The organism is Vibrio sp. (assembly GCF_038138445.1).
Taxonomy (GTDB): domain Bacteria; phylum Pseudomonadota; class Gammaproteobacteria; order Enterobacterales; family Vibrionaceae; genus Vibrio.
The window spans coordinates 1-13748 of record NZ_JAYQDQ010000100.1 but is presented as its reverse complement, the minus strand read 5'-3'; the positions used below and the strand labels follow the sequence as shown (position 1 = coordinate 13748).

Sequence of the window (13748 nt, the reverse complement as noted above, 5' to 3'; positions counted from 1 at the left end):
TGATCTTATTCTTCCCGCTAGGCGATTAGAATGCGGGTTTTATGGAGCGCTTACTCTGGAAAAGGATCTTCACTCTTACCTAGCCAGAAATATTCAGGATATCGAGGATGGTTTATCAATCGTAGAAGGTGGCATTGAGTATGTGCTTGATGCTGGACGCATAGATATTCTTGCCAAAGATAAAACAGGTCAATTAGTTGTCATAGAGCTAAAAGCAGGTAAAGCGAAAGATGCTGCTTTAGGGCAATTGTTAGGCTATATAGGCTGTCTTTCTGAATCATCAGATACATCCAATATCAGAGGCATTCTTATTGCTTCTGACTTTGACAAAAGGGTAGTGTTTGGTGTGAAAGCGATCAGTAATGTTAAGTTAGTGAAATACCAAATATCGTTCAACTTGGAAGTTGTTACGTAACAAACGTCTAAGAGCGAAGCGTTGCGTATCACTACAGAGTCATACATGGAAGAATTTAAAAGTTTAGAAGAATTAACGCAGATGGAAAAAAACCTCAACGGATGGGAGTCGTCTGCGGCTCCGTGCTCAGTTTGAGAGGAATGCATAAGTACCTTTCGAATGAAGTTCTGAACGATGAAGTTCCTGACGAAATCAAAGGACAGTTTAATGTGGCTAAAAACATGGCACTCTATTCCTACTTTTTCTATGCATTAGCCCCCGAAGTTCACCTAAAAACATATACAATCATAGAGCACGCACTCAGGCTTCGAGTTGTCCCTAAAAAGAGAATGATGTTCAAAGCTCTATTGAACCACGCAGTATCTCAACGATGGATTAAAGACTCAGGTTTTCGTCATATAGAAGACCCAAGCTCTGACAATGCATGGTGCAAGTCAATGGTTAAAGTCATGGCTAATCTCAGAAACTCACAGGCACATGGTTCTTCAATGCTAGTCGGTGATTGTTTGCTTCACATATCGTCATGTGCTGATTTTGTGAACCAACTGTTTCCAGAACATCAAGCAATTAAAGTTAAAAAATAGGCTCAATCTCTCCTTGTGGCCTACCTGAACTTATCCGACTACTCACCAACTCTGAAAAATCCAAACACGAAAATGTCCAGAAGCGATTTTGGTGGCACCAAGAGCAGTATGTACGACTAGGACACTCTTCAGCATCAAATCTGTCAGATCGCATGCTTCCGTACAACTCAGATACAAAAAAAGAAGCCTAAGCTTCTTTTTCATATTAAGCCGCTAATTGACTAATAGTATACGCTCTCAAATCTTTGGGAAGAGTTGATATAACTCGCTCCCTAGGAGCCCCAGCAGGGAATAAGCTTAGGAGTTCAGTTAAAATACTGGTTAGATCTTCATGTCTATCCCACTGAACTTTGTAACGTCCTCTACCAACTTTTTGCTCCACTTTCACCAGTAGCTGTTGTTCATCATATGTGTAACGCATACTATTGATAACTTGATGTTCAAGATCATCGAGCTCTTCAAAAGTGAAAGTCATAATGAGCTGTCTGTTTTTTTTAGAAATTCTTAAATCTAAATAGTTATCCTCAAAAATAGTATCAGCTATATCGCTAGGTCGAATACCTTTTGACAGATAAGTAGCGATTAGCTTATCTGTTAGTGCTTTCGCTTTCTTACTTAACATGACAACATCTTCCTGAGCTCGTCCATAAGCTTCGGTACTAAGTCTAATGATTGTAGCAAAGCTTTGTTATCTCGACCGTTAACTGGTCCAAATTTGCTTGCCAACTTCAAATTTACATAACGAACTAAAAGACCATCATTCGGCGTATCTAATTTAATATATGGGATTATACTCACAAAACTAGGGGCAAGTTCAAATGATTTCTCATCAAAACCACAATCACTCAGCACATTGGCCACTTCATCCTGAATCTTTTTAGTTAGAAGCTTTCTCATCTGCTTTCTAGCTATATCAGGCCGCTTTTCGATTAAAGCCGGATCGATTTCAGCATCAGAAATTTTACCAATTTCAGTTTCAATCAACTGATTCTTTATGACTTCAAGATGATCACCCTCTATCCCAGCAGTTTTTAAAGCATCTAATGTTTTAGATACTTTTTCTTTAACTTCTGCACGTTTTTGTTCGAAGAGTAAGTTAAAATCCAAATCACTCAGATAAGAATCTTGATCGCTAATAAAAGATTCATCAGTTACAATACCAGCTAAGCTATGCTCTCTTTCTGAGTACTCCCGACTCAATTCAGAATAATCTCTTACCCGTTGCTGCTTTGCTCTATCTACTTCTTTCTGAAACTTATCCCACATGAAGTTAAGTCCAGTCTCCTCATGATAGATAACAACCGCATTGTTATCGATTTCAAATGCTGTGATTTCTTCTTCTGGGATAGCTCTCAGAACTCTTCCTATGACTTGAGCAAAAGCATTAATGCTTCGGTAGGGTCTAAACATAGCTAAAACCGTCAAATAGTGATGATCGTACCCTTCCATAAGCATATTTACAGAAATAACAACTTGGCATTCATGCTTATTAATTTTTATGAAAGAAGCATCAATCTCTTCCTGGGCCATATCACTATGAACAATAACACTATCTAAGCCTTTGACTTTATACCATTTCAGTAAATCCTCTGCGTGCTTAATACTACAACCAACAGCAAGAATTTTATGAGGAACTTTAGGACTAGCCATTTTTAGCTCGTTGAGTCTCGATATACTATTATCTATTACATCTAATGAGCATTCTTTAGATAAGGCGACACTTTTCTCTAACCATTCTTTATCTTTGAATTGCAGCACTTCTTCTTTTGTTAACGCAGATCCAGGTTTATCTGCAACTGTAAAATACAAGTTATGGGCATTAACCGTTTCCTTTCTCAACCACTTTACATAACGATCTCTCATTACTTCGGATAAAGGTGTTTCATGGATTATCTCTCCAGGTATTGGCTGATTATCACCTCGATACGGGGTACCCGTTACATGCAACTTCTTCGCTCTAGGAAAATAATTCAAAACCTCTTGCCAAGTTCCCGCAGGAGCATGATGAGCTTCATCAACAATAATCATGTCAAAAAAATCATGATCAACGCTAGGTCTACTCAACAATCCTGTCTTCCTGCTGCTCGAGAGCCTTTGTATATTGGAGTATACAATATTGCTCTCAAACAAGTGTTCATCAGATAATTCACTGCTATATTCAGATACTATCGGCAAATGTGCAGGATTAAAAATAACATCAAGATTCACCCAAAAGTTATCATCCAAAACTTCCTGCGTTTTTTGAATGCTTTGTTTGGTTACCAAGCCTGGGGTTATGATTAAAACTCTTCCACTGCATAATCCATAAGGGGCTACAGATATCAGACCACTTTTCCCAGTACCTGTTGGTAAAACCACTAAAGCCTCTCCATGAGGACTATCTGAAAAATAGTTTTGGATTTTTAGATAAGCCTCTATTTGAGGACTGCGTAGTTTTTGATTTGCTTCAATATTTACTGGAGTATTTAAAAAAAAATAAGACATGAGAACTCCCTATGCATAAAGGTTTATATAAACCATTATTAAATAAGAAAAATACGCAAACAATGATCAACCTTTGATAAGTAAATCTTACTCACTCATTTGCATTAAAGATACTCCATTCCTAGCCAAGCAATTCAAACGTCTCAACGTAAATGATTTCTTTCATCAATAAACTTAAGAACATTCGTTAATCCATTAACCTTTCCAAGTAGGTAGGCTGAACGCTCTTTGGCTTGCTGTAACAATGAGGATAATCGCCCTTCAAGTTCGGGAAAGCGACAGCTCAATGATTGGTATTCATCAAGTTCACCAAGCACCATCTCCAACTCACCTTTATATTCGTTACTTTCTTGAAGTAACGCAGAATAGTCTGATGTAGACTCTTTTATCGAATATTCACATTCAGTTCTTGTTCTGAGTACGAAATCAAGCTCTCTAAATTGCTCTGTTTGAAAGTACCTTTTGTTTCGCCCTTTACCTTCAGTACGGAGCCAACCTCTTTGTTTATATTGCCATAGTTGGCGGTAAACCTTTTTCCGAGCTTCTTCAAGGTCTGACACTCCACCTTTTAAGTTTAATGAAGCATCCCTAGCCTCTATAACAGAAAAACCATCCATACATTTTTCAATCAACAACTTGTGCATCACTGCACTGATTTTAATAGAACGTTTCATGTGCTACTTACACCTATCAAATACTAAGGATTGCTTAGTATACAGAAATCAGTAAAACTAAGAAAATCTTAGTCAAGTTGAGCTTTTAAGATATGAACCATAAGTGTCATTCCAAAACCCAATCCCTTTGCGCCTCAAGGAAGCGCGCAAAAAAGCCAAACTCTCTCAGAAAGCCTTGGGAGTGCGAATAGGTATGGATGAAAGCTCAGCAAGTCCGAGAATGAATCAGTATGAGAAGGGAAAGCACACCCCAGATGTTCACACGCTGAAATTAATTGCATACGAGCTTGGTGTGCCTTTGAGCTACTTTTTTTGTGAAAACACTCTTGATGCAGAATTAGTTACGGGGATTGAACGATTATCACCAACAAACAAAAAGAAACTGTTAGTGCTGATAGAGAAGCTAAAGAATGAAGACAATGAGTAATTTGCCGACCACATTTTTATCGACACAAAAACGAGAAAAGCCACCCAAAGGTGGCTTTTCCGTATTACTTTTTCGCTAGAGACCTCTAAGAAGAGGCGACTCCGCCTTGATGTAGTTAATATTAAGCGTACTATTTTCAGTAGTCAACCTGTTTTAGATATTTAAGGATAAATAATGAGCAACTTCATATCTAGCGATAGACTAGATATCTATGAGCATCACCTCAAAGTTACCTCTTCACAGGTCCTAGCAGCATATCATTGGAATAAAGCTCTTAGCGGCGCGCTACTACCCGCTCTTCAGTGTTTGGAGGTGACACTGCGAAATGCTATTGACCACGCGATACAAAACAACCCTCCAAGTGGCGCTAATGGGCTCTATAGTACCAATAGAAACTGGATTTTTTCTCTACCAGAATATAAAGGGCGTAGTTCCCTGAGGAATAACCAAAGATATAAAAGAATTACTAATCCTAGACCACACCAACAAGTAGACGCAAACAACTTTCTCCTTGATAACTATGGCAATAGAGTTATCCAAAAAAGAATATGGGAGGAAGACCAAATTAGGAATGCAAAACGACGCATCACAACAGCAGGAAAAGTTGTCAATGCCAACAGAGTAATTTCCGGACTAGATTTTGGTTTTTGGACTAATCTATTGTCAAACAAATATGAAGACACAAGCTCTAACTCTCTTCTATGGCCAAATCTACTTCCAATCGTTTTTCCAAACGCCCCTCAAGGCTCAACTAGGCAAGATATAGAAGACAAGTTCACTAAAATTAGAGAACTTAGGAATAGGCTCTCTCATCATGAGGCTATTTGGAAATTTCATTATGACTGTCCTCAATCTGGAAGGACTGACTATCAACGGCCAGTATACGGAAAGTTAGCAAGTTGTAACCTTTTGCTCAAGCACTATGAAGATATTCTAACTTTAATTGAGTGGATAGATATCGATAGAAAAAAAATCTTTTTACAGCATAAGACTCACGCGAGATTTATGTCGTTATGTTCAATCGATGGTCTAAATAGTTTTATTGAGCCAGAAAAAATTGGGTTAAATGTTCCGTCATCAAAAGGAGGTTGGGCAATGAAGAAAATCCTAAAAGCCTTAGACAAAGACAACCTCATACGTATCACAAAAAAAGGGGATACAATACTCACTATTGGCGCAGACATCTTGATAGATCATCAATAGATTTCCTGTAATAGAGTCTGGAAAACAAACTTTTCCAGACTTTAAATATCCTCAAATTTCTTTAATTTTTCCACTTATCTGGAAAATACTTACCAAGCCTTGATGAGCTTAGCTTCCCAGAGTTTTTCCAGAGTAAGAAATAAATAGTAGACATGAACTATGAGATAACCCAATCTCATTGATACCAAACAAGGCCAGATTGATAGCTGGCCTTTCTATTGCGCTAACCCTTGGTGTGTTTTCCAAGCTTCTCGACTTAACCCATACACGGCATGGTCAAGGATACGACCATTGACATTTACTGCTCTGGTTAAAATACCTTCTAATGTAAATCCGAGTCTTGAGCAAACATTCCGGCTTGGCTGGTTGTCGGTCGCCGCTGAGATTTGGATTTTCTGCATGTCATAATCGTGAAACGCAAGCTCAATCATTCTAGATACTGATTTGGTTACTATGCCCTTCCCTTGATAGTCTTCGCTTAACCAATAACCAATCTCTACCTTCGCAAGATCTTTATCTATGGAATTAAAGCTGATATTACCGACCAGCTTACCTTGATAAAACATGGCACATACTAGAGACTTTCCATCAGCATAATCATGTAAGGAACGCTTGATAAAGTTTAGAAAAAACGCTTCGTTTTCAGCATACATAGGCCAAGATAACCATTGGCTTAAATACTCTCTCTGCTTCGAAACAATATCTAGGTAGCAAGCAGCGAAGTTCGCTTCAACTAATGCCAGCTCTAGACCTTGTTCAACTTGTAATGTAAACATATTTTCCTTCGTATGTATCGGGAAATAGTAAACAGAAAATAGCAAGTTGTAGACACAAACAAAACCACCATTCTAGAAAACTATGATCCATCAATACCTCACCTTTATATATCAAAAGCAAATTGAAATTTAATTATGTAATTGTTTTATATATGATTAATATCAAAGTGGTTTTGTATAAAAAGGGATAGGGTTTGAGGAATTTTAGTAGAGTAGCTAATTCTGGCATTATATTAGGCTTATTATTATCTTGTTATGCTTATTCAGAGAATAACAGTGAGAAGACACAAGTATTACACAATATAAGCATTCAAGTTGGTAGCAAGATTAAAAACGTTGATCTTAAATCTGCCATGTCACATTACAAAGTCCCCGCAATAAGCTTTGCTGTGGTAGATAACGATGAAATCGTGTGGTCAGAAGCCATAGGCTACATTAATGCTAATTATACTAGACAGGTAGATAAAGATACATTATTTCAAGCAGGTTCCATGTCTAAGTCGGTAGCAGCAGTGACCGCTCTAAAGCTTGTCGATCAAAAGCGGATCACGCTTGACGAAAAAATAGCCCCCTTGTTAGGTGATTGGCAAATACCTAACCCTAATGGCTACAATACTGATGCAGTCACATTACGGACATTATTAAGTATGTCTTCAGGTCTTGATGTGGGTGGCTACTATGGTTACTCGCCGCAGGAGCCACTTCCAAGCCTATTAGACACATTAAACGGTACCGCACCAGCAAATAACCCACCTGTTAAGTTAACCTACAATCCTGGCAGTAAATACGACTACTCTGGTGGCGGATACCAAGTTGTTCAGCTAATTACTGACCGAATGACAAAAATGACCAGCCAAGAAAGTGCTGCTAAATATGTCTTTGGACCTTTGAAAATGGTCAATACCAGTTATCTTCAACCAACTAGGCCCACTGTTACTAATGTTGCTGAGGCAACCGATAAAAACGGCATAGGCTTTAAGTATAAATGGAGGATTGCTCCCGAATATGCAGCAGCTGGCTTGTGGAGTACACCTACGGACTTGGGCAAATTTATCGTATCCATCAACAAAGCCTACAAAGGCGATCCAACACAAATCATTAGCCCTAATCTTGCCAAGCAGTCTTTATCCAAACAAGCAAACACTCCATATGGGTTGGGGTATGTAGTCGAAGGCAAAGGTGATGAGCTTCATTTCATGAAGCTTGGACAAAATGCTGGATATCAAGGTTGGTTAGTCGGCCTACCAAACACAGGGCAAGGCGCTGTCGTTATGACGAATTCGGATAATGGAAGAGAGTTAGCTCAAGACTTAATTAACTCTATCTCGGAAGCGTATCATTGGCCGATCAGTGGCAAGCTCAAAGATGCTTGGATGGTAAACTGAATCACTTCCTTTGGTATGTAAACCCGACAAAGTCGAACATTACTCGTGTTCGACTTGGTTATGACTGCTAATAGGTTAGGTCTGATTGTATAAAGCTTCCCCCATCTCCCTTGTTTAGATCTGTACAGCTAATATTTCAAATAATAATTAGAATCCTGCCAGCTTTGATATTAGGTGTTAGAGTAATTTATAGCCGCCGAAGCTTATCCTTTAAAACACATCTGACTATCGCAGGAAAGGCAAGCCAAAAGATTAAAATAATTATAGGACCATGATAAAACATTGTTAAATAATATTATTTTTATTTAATTTTGTCGCTTTATCATCGACATCATACTCAGCAAGAGATATAAATATACCTATTAATTGTGTGAATATTATTCTTCTACTAACCCAATAAATCAAGTTTTTGAAAGCTTTAGGCGACCTATCTGCATACTAGTAACCAGCTTTTGCTTCTTTTTGGGCCAAAACACACAACAGTTACATATCTATCAATAATTCAACTACGATCTTGTATGAAACAAGACACTTTAACAATGTCAGGAGTTTCTATGAACAGAAACATTCACTTTTACGAGCCTAACGATACCTATGGGTTTCTGTCTAACTTTTTCTATGCACCAATTAATATCAACGGTACAAGCTGGAAAACCAGCGAACATTATTACCAAGCACAAAAATTTACTGACCAGGAGATCATCGAAAAAATACAGTATTGTGCGACACCTGACGTCGCTTTCTCAGTAAGCCGCCAATATAGCAAACATGTCAGAGCCGACTGGAATGATATTCGGCTAGATGTAATGAGTTTTATCGTCGAACAAAAGTTTACACAAAATCCAGCATTAGCATTCCAATTACTTGAAACAGGCGATGTGACCATAACCGAGCATTCACATAAAGATAGCTTTTGGGGGGATGGCGGCAACGGTCAAGGTGAAAACCAACTTGGCAAAATTCTGATGACTGTGAGAGAGAGGTTAAGCCAAGTCGAGCCATATAATCTTATTCAGTTTGTTGATAAAGCCAGGCTGCCAACCAAATGGGGAACGTTTGAGTTATATGGTTTTATTGAGTGCGAAACAGGTAAAGAGCACCTTGCTCTCGTTTATGGTGATGTTTCCTCTGTAAAGGCACCACTAATTCGCCTTCATTCTGAGTGCTTAACTGGAGATGCGCTTTTTAGCACCCGCTGTGATTGTGGTTTCCAGCTCGATAGAGCATTAAACAATATAGTTGATGAAGGCGCGGGAGTATTACTCTATCTGCGTCAAGAAGGGCGAGGCATTGGTTTATTAAACAAAATTAGAGCTTATCATTTACAAGATCAAGGTGCTGATACAGTAGAAGCCAATGAACAGCTCGGTTTTTCCGCAGACTTGAGAGACTATCGCTTCTGCCGTGGAATCCTAGCCTATTTAGGAATAGACAAAGTAAGACTGATGACGAATAACCCTAAAAAAGTTCAAGCCTTAGAGCAAGCCCATATCAAAATTGACCAGCGCGTAGCGCTTCAAGAAGGTTGCAGTAAAGACAATCAGCATTACTTAAAAACTAAGGCAGACAAGCTTGGCCACCTCTTTGACCAAAGCTTTATTAAGCGGTAATTTTTGAGTACCGGCGGGCATCACAGATGTAATGCCCGCGTTTAATCCTTGTTCATGCTAAAAAGCTATCGGCGACCAATTAGATATACTTTTTGATGATCTCATCAATTTTACCCTGTTTTTTCAATACCTTTAGGCGCTGATTAATATAATCTTGAACCTCTTTATCCATAGTGGGCGATAAAGCCAGGTACACAGAATAATCAGGTATTACGTCATTGAATCCCTGCTGGGCATAAAGATTTTTATCAAGATTGAGTTGGTTTTGGTTGTAGGTAATTCTTGAACCCATCTCAACAAACACCATTTCTCCAGGATGGCGATCAACCACTCGAAAGGCTGACTGGTAATTCTTAACTCGCATTTCTTGCACTTCACCACTGGCAAAATAAGGTTGGAGCTCAGGATAGTCAAACCCCATAAGTAGCACGACCACTTTACCACTCAAGTCAGACGCCTTAGTATAATCAATCGGCTTTTTACTGCTAAACAACAGATTATGGCGCACCGTATAAATCGGCTCCTCTGATAAATTCTCCGACTGTACTTTTCCCCAGTTAGGGCTGCCGTAGGTAATCCAATTACCTTGTTGTTGAGAAGAGAGAATAGAAATCATACGATTAAAAGGATAAGTGTGATAATTAAGTTGATGGTCACTATCTTTGAACACTTCTTTAACGATGTCCGTCACTATGCCAGAATGGTCAGCACCTGCGGTTTCAATCTGAAATGGTCTGGCTTGATCTGCAATCACGTAGTAGTCGATCTTGTTTGCACTCGCCAAAGATGTGTTCAGCATGAGCAAGACAGCTGATATTAGGTGAAATCTCCAATTCATTATTGATCCCCATTTTATTATTGAGCAATTAAAACTATATTTACATTAGCCAATATCAATTAAGAGTGTAGTTGCATATTTTGAATAAAGAACGTCGATACCTAAGCATTAGCAAACAACTCGTTTGTGCAGTGGCCTTTTTCAGCGTGTTACTCGCTTTAGTAGGCACAAGCTACAACTTATATCAACAGTTGCAGAGGGATATTGACAACCTGCACTTAACCCTCGACAACCTAAAAACCAGCCAACTTGCAAGTATCCGAACTAGCCTTTGGGTAGAAGATAGAGTCCTGCTAAACGCTCAGTTAGAAGGCCTAATTAGCTTACCAAAAGTTGACTACGTGCATTTGTACAGCGGCAGCGAATCCATTATTGAAAAAGGCCAAAAATCTCATGACGCGATTTCCATCACTTGGCCTTTGGAGTACGAGCTTGGTAGTAAAAGCTATTCCCTCGGAAGGCTGGTTATTCAGTCAGATCTCGCCCCAATATACAATGACCTATGGCTGCAGTTTTTTCACATTTTAACAGCCGAAGTTGTTCGTATAGTATTGTTGCTGGTGGCACTGCTGAGTTTCATCTGGATAGTTATAATGAAACCTATCAGTATAATAGCTGAAGCTATAGGCAGTGTAAAAAAAGATCATTCTCTTCAGAATGTTACGCTCTATCCTCGTATGTTTAAAGATGAAATTTCTCATCTAGCCGAAAACTTTAATCATTCAAATACCCGATTAGACGCTTACCACGAAGAACTAAAAAACGCTAAAGAAGATGCCGAAACCGCTAACCGCCGTAAGAGTGAATTCTTAGCCAATATGAGCCATGAAATACGCACGCCTATGAATGGCATCATTGGTATTGCAGCGCTCATGGAAGACTTGGAACTGAATAAATCTCAGATGAAATACCTTAAGATGATTCAACAGTCATCGGAAGATATGCTAACCATAATTAACGATATTCTCGATATTTCGAAAATTGAAGCTGGCCGAATTGAACTGGAAAATATACCTTTTGATATTCATCAACTGATTGAAGATATTCATAGAGTTAATGAAGTTAAGGCAAATAGTAAGCACTTACAAATGATGGTAGAGATCGAGCCCAATGTGCCAAGCACTCTTTTGGGGGACCCCGTTCACGTCAAACAGATTGTTAATAACCTAGTGAGTAATGCGATCAAATTTACTCAGGTTGGATTCGTCAGAATCAATGTTAGCTATCCCCCATCAGGCTTAAAAATTGCTGTCAGTGATACGGGGATTGGAATTGAGGCTGATAAACTCGATGTTATTTTCGATAAATTCCATCAAGCAGACGGAAGTACAACCCGGCAATATGGTGGCACTGGACTTGGACTTGCCATCTCCAAAGAGCTGACCGAGCTGATGGATGGAGATATACAGGTATCCAGTGAAGTCGGGCTTGGTAGCCGTTTCTCGGTAGAATTACCGCTTCCTTCTCAGTCTGGCAGTCTTAAAATTATCTCATCGCAAAACAAATCAGACGAGCAAAGCAAAGTGCGAGTACTAGCAAAGCCTAGTGAAAGTAATCAACATAAGCCAGCACCATCGACAGCCCAAGTGTTGGTAGTAGAAGATAACTCAGTAAATCAAGTAGTGATAACAAGGTTACTCGAGCGGCTCAACCTAAGCTGTGATGTAGCTGAAAATGGCCAAATTGCTTTAGAGCTTTTTAAACAGAACAACTACCAAATAATATTTATGGATTGTCATATGCCAGTGATGGATGGGCTTACTGCAACTCAACAGATCAGAAAGATGTCGAACTGGGGTCGTCAAGTACCTATCATTGCTGTTACTGCCAACGTGCTAGAAGAAGACAAGCAACTGTGCTTTGATGCGGGAATGAGTGGATTTATTTCAAAGCCTGTCAACGTCGACACAATAGAAAAAACACTGAGCGAACATATGCCTGCGACTATGGACAATTCACTGGATATTACCAGCTAAACAACCCAGCCAGCAGGCTAATCTACTGGCTGAAATATACGACTGAGAAAGTGATTATTGAACCTTGACTAAACCATATTCATTCGCACTAGTATCGTCGTCCGAGCCATAAAACATTCCGCCCGTTGTTCCATAAGCCGTGATTCCCTCGATTTTGTGGTTAGGGAAAGAACGAACAGCTTCAATTTTTATATTTTGCGGTGTACCGACCAAGCCGCGCATAAAGGTATCACTTTCTAAATAGAATGCATTAGTACTTCTATACATGGTCGCATTTGGCACGCTATCGTCTCCCGAGTCTAACGAAGCCACACCATACAGATAATGCCATTTATCTGTATAGAAAAGATCGGAGATATTACGGTTTGTCCCCCATTCTGCTGACGCCTGTATATTACCCACAAGTTTGAAGTCTAGTACTATAGGGGTACCTGAAGTGATACCGTCCATTGGGTTTATTTGCTCCCAATACAAGTCACCCGACTCTCTATCTCCTAACAAAATATTATAGCTACCATCACCACTATCAGATGGTGCACAGGCTAAACCTTCGAAATTTTTCCCATCGAAGGTTGCTGGATCCTTGGTCAACTTATACGTAGCTGCCAATGATAAGCCTGAATACAGACCGCCTTGCGTTGGGTTGCGTTCAATAAGAAATAAGCGACCATATTCATCTTTGAAATAACTACTTTCAGCGGCCAAATAGTAAGTATCATCTATCTGGCAAATAGCCTCAAGATCATTGCCCCTATCTTCTCCTATTGGCCAGTCAACCATAGCTTGTTCAAGAGGAACTATAGTTGCAGAATCACCATGACGCTCAACAACACCAAACCTTGGCTTTAATATGTCTCCATTTTCTTCTCGTACTTTCCAGTCAAACACAGCCAAAGTGCTGTAGTCATACTGCTTACCATTTTCTGCCGCATCTCCCGCAGCAAGACCGCTTATTGGCATCTCAACGTCAGATGAAAACTCCAATGCTTGTTTGTCCTCATCGTCATCACTGCATCCCGTAATCCCTGAGACAAAAGCTCCCATCATAGCGAGCAATATTAGATTCTTTTTGTACTTATCGTTTCTCATTGGTTATCCGTTCCTCATCATGCCAATGGCAAAAAGATGATATGCCTTCGGCCATCTAGTTCTGCCGATAAAATCGAACGAAAAATTAATGACTTAGTGATAAAAAAAGAAACGAATTATGGGGAAATACACGGAAAAAACATCAAATCATAGGCCAAAATGATTTATATTTTTTAGCTCAATGATGGACATATTCAACTAAGAAAGGAAGCTATCTCAAGAGTAGATAGACAGTAAGCTGGCGGTAAACCCCATCTAATCATTTCCTTTTAAATTCGGTATTGTCT

At 39.3% G+C, this 13748-nt stretch carries 13 protein-coding genes; 7 read left to right on the top strand and 6 right to left on the bottom strand.

What is annotated here, in order from left to right; genetic code table 11:
- Together AAFM34_RS18210 and AAFM34_RS18205 are read left to right on the top strand one after the other, a co-directional pair.
- Positions 1-415: endonuclease NucS domain-containing protein (locus tag AAFM34_RS18210; RefSeq protein ID WP_341665282.1), on the top strand; the 415-nt coding region annotated here is incomplete at its 5' end.
- Positions 416-555: 140 nt separating this feature from the next.
- Positions 556-999, top strand: a complete 444-nt coding sequence (locus AAFM34_RS18205; protein WP_239173946.1) for a hypothetical protein — start codon at positions 556-558, stop codon at positions 997-999.
- A gap of 205 nt (positions 1000-1204) precedes the next feature.
- Here the strand turns inward: AAFM34_RS18205 and AAFM34_RS18200 are convergent, their stop codons facing one another.
- The 3 genes from AAFM34_RS18200 to AAFM34_RS18190 all read right to left on the bottom strand — a co-directional run bounded on the left by AAFM34_RS18200 (position 1205) and on the right by AAFM34_RS18190 (position 4157).
- The gene (locus tag AAFM34_RS18200; protein ID WP_239173947.1) at positions 1205-1621 is read right to left on the bottom strand and encodes a hypothetical protein; all 417 of its coding nucleotides are present in this window, start codon (positions 1619-1621) and stop codon (positions 1205-1207) included.
- The gene (locus tag AAFM34_RS18195) at positions 1615-3483 is read right to left on the bottom strand and encodes a DEAD/DEAH box helicase family protein (protein WP_341665279.1); all 1869 of its coding nucleotides are present in this window, start codon (positions 3481-3483) and stop codon (positions 1615-1617) included. Before AAFM34_RS18195 ends, AAFM34_RS18200 begins: the two co-directional genes overlap by 7 nt.
- Positions 3484-3626: 143 nt before the next feature.
- Positions 3627-4157, bottom strand: coding sequence for a hypothetical protein (locus AAFM34_RS18190; RefSeq protein ID WP_341665277.1), 531 nt, complete (start codon positions 4155-4157; stop codon positions 3627-3629).
- A gap of 103 nt (positions 4158-4260) precedes the next feature.
- Here AAFM34_RS18190 and AAFM34_RS18185 point away from each other — a divergent pair, with 103 nt between their 5' ends.
- Positions 4261-4584 carry a helix-turn-helix transcriptional regulator gene (locus tag AAFM34_RS18185; protein ID WP_341665275.1) on the top strand — a complete coding sequence of 108 codons (324 nt, stop codon included), beginning with the start codon at positions 4261-4263 and terminating at the stop codon, positions 4582-4584.
- A gap of 174 nt (positions 4585-4758) precedes the next feature.
- A complete protein-coding gene (locus AAFM34_RS18180; RefSeq protein ID WP_341665273.1) occupies positions 4759-5787 on the top strand; it encodes an Abi family protein in 1029 nt (342 codons plus the stop codon).
- A 215-nt stretch (positions 5788-6002) separates the two neighbouring features.
- Here the strand turns inward: AAFM34_RS18180 and AAFM34_RS18175 are convergent, their stop codons facing one another.
- Entirely contained in the window at positions 6003-6563 is a 561-nt protein-coding gene (locus AAFM34_RS18175; protein WP_341665270.1) for a GNAT family protein, read from the bottom strand.
- Between the two features lie 194 nt (positions 6564-6757).
- Between AAFM34_RS18175 and AAFM34_RS18170 the strand changes: the two genes are divergently transcribed.
- Positions 6758-7948 carry a serine hydrolase domain-containing protein gene (locus AAFM34_RS18170; protein WP_341665268.1) on the top strand — a complete coding sequence of 397 codons (1191 nt, stop codon included), beginning with the start codon at positions 6758-6760 and terminating at the stop codon, positions 7946-7948.
- A gap of 554 nt (positions 7949-8502) precedes the next feature.
- A complete protein-coding gene (ribA, locus tag AAFM34_RS18165) occupies positions 8503-9558 on the top strand; it encodes a GTP cyclohydrolase II (protein ID WP_341665266.1) in 1056 nt (351 codons plus the stop codon).
- Between the two features lie 79 nt (positions 9559-9637).
- Here ribA and AAFM34_RS18160 read toward each other — a convergent pair whose 3' ends face one another.
- A complete protein-coding gene (locus AAFM34_RS18160; RefSeq protein ID WP_341665263.1) occupies positions 9638-10396 on the bottom strand; it encodes an ABC transporter substrate-binding protein in 759 nt (252 codons plus the stop codon).
- A 71-nt stretch (positions 10397-10467) separates the two neighbouring features.
- Here AAFM34_RS18160 and AAFM34_RS18155 point away from each other — a divergent pair, with 71 nt between their 5' ends.
- Positions 10468-12372 (top strand): ATP-binding protein, encoded by a 1905-nt coding sequence (locus AAFM34_RS18155; protein ID WP_341665261.1) that lies wholly within the window; start codon positions 10468-10470, stop codon positions 12370-12372.
- A gap of 54 nt (positions 12373-12426) precedes the next feature.
- Here AAFM34_RS18155 and AAFM34_RS18150 read toward each other — a convergent pair whose 3' ends face one another.
- Positions 12427-13461: a hypothetical protein gene (locus AAFM34_RS18150; protein WP_341665259.1), complete on the bottom strand. Its 1035-nt coding sequence runs from the start codon at positions 13459-13461 to the stop codon at positions 12427-12429.
- Positions 13462-13748: the final 287 nt, after the last annotated feature.